The sequence below is a fragment of the Ruegeria sp. AD11(2025) genome, assembly GCF_056542405.1.
On sequence record NZ_JBQFZU010000081.1, the window covers coordinates 1 to 2,881 of the forward strand.

2 protein-coding genes are annotated in these 2,881 nt (G+C 57.3%); both read left to right on the forward strand.

Annotation, left to right across the window (positions count from 1 at the left end; genetic code table 11):
* Positions 1-276 precede the first annotated feature (276 nt).
* A complete protein-coding gene (locus ACR1XY_RS24275; protein ID WP_480424829.1) occupies positions 277-456 on the forward strand; it encodes a hypothetical protein in 180 nt (59 codons plus the stop codon).
* Positions 457-458: 2 nt separating this feature from the next.
* Positions 459-2,204, forward strand: coding sequence for an autotransporter family protein (locus ACR1XY_RS24280; RefSeq protein ID WP_480597334.1), 1,746 nt, complete (start codon positions 459-461; stop codon positions 2,202-2,204).
* The last annotated feature ends 677 nt before the right edge of the window (positions 2,205-2,881 follow it).

Genomic DNA, 2,881 nt, shown 5'->3' on the forward strand with positions numbered 1-2,881 from the left:
CGGTGATTTTGGTACAATCCGCTAGCGCAGTATATGTACGCTCACCGGTCGGTCAGAAATGGGACACTTTAGGGTAAAATACCCCGAAAATCGCTGTCTCATTTTCAGCTAACTTGTTGATTCCGGAGGACAGGTCTGTCCCGTCCTTAGCCAGAACGGACGTCACATGCATCGCAGCGAGTGAGTGCTGCCACAACCTTTATTCAAAAGTGCCATTGCACTCGAAACGTAACCGTCCGGCCTGGCTGCTCTGCAGCCGTTTAAGCGGGTAAGATAATGTCCATTAACGGTATCATTAGCACTGGAGCCGCTGCGCAATCCAATGGTGGCCTTGGCACGGCAACCGCGGAAATGCATGGCGGCACGATCACCACGAATGCTGCCAACTCCTGGGGGCTTCATGCGCGGATTGATAACCCGGACAGTGCCGAAGAGGTGCGGGCGACAATACCCTGACCTTGGAAGGCGGCGACTTCAGCGGGGATGTTCGTCTTGGGGCGGGAGACGACACCGTCACGATTTCCGCCGACAGCACCTATGTTGGGTCCCACGTTCTGGATGGTGGTGCGGGTGATAACGATCAGCTGACGCTGCATGGCCAGACCATGACCACAATGGAGGACGTCATCAACTGGGAGCATTTGACGCTGAAGGATGAAACAAAGTTGAGCCTGGATAAGGGTGCCACGCTGGATATGGCTCTCTCGATCGAGGCAGGATCTGTATTCAGCGTGTCTGGCGGGGGCGCCCCCACCGAGGCGACCATCGCAGGTAAAGTGGCCAGCGCGACGGGCGGGGGAGGGGATACCCCCACCGTTGTGAGCATTGCAGGGGATGTGATCAATGATGGCTCTGTTGTTTTGAGTGTACAGGACGGGGATGCGGATGATGTGATCACCATTGAGGGGGATTACACCGGATCGGGAACAAGTGTTTTTGCCCTGGATGCAGTTCTCGCTGGCAATGATGCGCACTCCGACAGGCTGGAGATCAAGGGCGACGCGTCGGGCGAGATGATGCTGTCGATTGCGGGCCTGGACAGCGCCGGTGGCGAAGGCACACCGCTTGAGATCGATGTGGTCACTGTTGGCGGAACGTTTAACGGGACCTTCACCCTTGTGGATGGCAACCATGTCACCCCGGACGGGTCGCAAGCGGTTGTCTCGGGCGCCCACCTCTATAGGCTGACCGAGGCGGGGGATGGCCACGGCTGGTCGCTGAGCGCGATGTCCGAGACCGGTGGGAGAAACTATCAACCCTCTGCGCCGATCTATGACAGCTACGGTCAGTCGCTGCTGGCCCTCACTGGCCCCGCGTCGCTGCGCAGCCGGGGCAGCTCACAGGACTTCCGCAGCCTGGCGTGGGACGGGGCAGCGTCGGGTCAAAACAGGGACACCCCGCTGTGGTTCCAGATGGGGACAGAACAGGTCACCTTGTCGGAAGAGCACAGCACAACAGGGGCCGCGCTCGACAGCTCGATCTGGGAGATGGAGATCGGCGCGGATGTTGTCGTGAGCGAGAGCGGGGCGGGGCTGCTTGTGGGTGGGTTGATGTTCTCCTACGCCACGGGGAGTGCGTCGGTGACCTCAGATTTTGGAGATGGTTCGATTGACACCACGGGCCTGGGTCTGGGCCTTTCGGCCACGTGGTATGACACGCGCAGGTTTTATGTCGACGGGCAGGTGACACTGGCGTCCTATACAAGTGACCTGGCCGCTGATGGTCTTGGAACCCTGACCGAAGACAACGGGGGCACGGGCCTTGCGTTGTCGATCGAGGCCGGGCAGCGCTTTGATCTGGGGTCCGGTCTGACGGTGATCCCGCAGGCGCAGCTGAGCCTGTCCTCAGTTGGGTTTGATGACTTTGAGGGTGAGCGCTACGGGGAGCAGGTGACGTTTGAGGATGCGGCCAGCCGGCAGCTGCGGCTTGGGCTTGAGTTTGGTGCGCAGGAACAAGGGGCACACCGCCTTTATGGCATCGTGAACCTGTTCCATGAGTTTGGCGCGGGCAGCGAGGTGGATGTTGCCGGGGCGACCCTGACAACCGAGAGTGAGCCCTGGGCGGTTGGGATCGGTCTTGGCGGCAACTACGCCCTGACCGATCGCGTGGATCTCTTTGGGGAAGCCTCCTATGCCACCGGGCTCAGCACCGCTGGCGACACCAGCGCACTGAGCGCAAACGCAGGCCTCAAAGTCGTGTTCTAGATAGGGTGGGGGCAGGCCAGATGTTTCGTTCCGGATCGAGCTGTGAGATGAGCCGTCATTAGGTTATCCCGAAGCATCAGTTGAATAGAGCTCACTACAGCCATTTTATGCAGATCGCACGGTGTAGTGAATTTGAGCCGTTACCAGACCTTAACCGTACTTTGAGTTTTTGTTGGTGCAGAAGGCTTTGAAACCACGCAAACCGGACATACCCAGGCGGTTTGCAGAGGGAAGAGATGCGGACAGAGCGCTATTTCGTTGCGATTGCTCCAACGTCCGCTTTCGTGTCAGCCAGTCTAGCAGTCAACTATGTCAGTTCTTACGAAATAGCCTGGTCGACTTCAGCGGCATGATTAACTTAAGGTTGTCCGAGCTGATCGAAGATCTCTACCGCATGTCACTCGGTGTAGTTTGTGTGACATTAACAAGGGTTTGAGAGAAGTCTTTGCTGGTGAAGGTGTCCGGGTTTTTGAGTAGATCAAGGACCAAAAGCTGTCACAATTGAGCGCTGCCTTATTGCGAAATTAAGAAAACTCCTATATTGATAAGGACCGCAGACAGGAGATTGCAGAAATGTCGCTTGCGACATCTACCGTACTGGGAACAATAAACGCGCCTTATGGCGCGAACCTATCTGCACATCAACTTGCCGCCTGCATCTCAAATTTTGAGGATAT

Coding starts and splice junctions, on each gene's coding strand:
- ACR1XY_RS24275 (WP_480424829.1), top strand. CDS start 277: ATGTCCATTAACGGTATCATTAGCACTGGAGCCGCTGCGCAATCCAAT.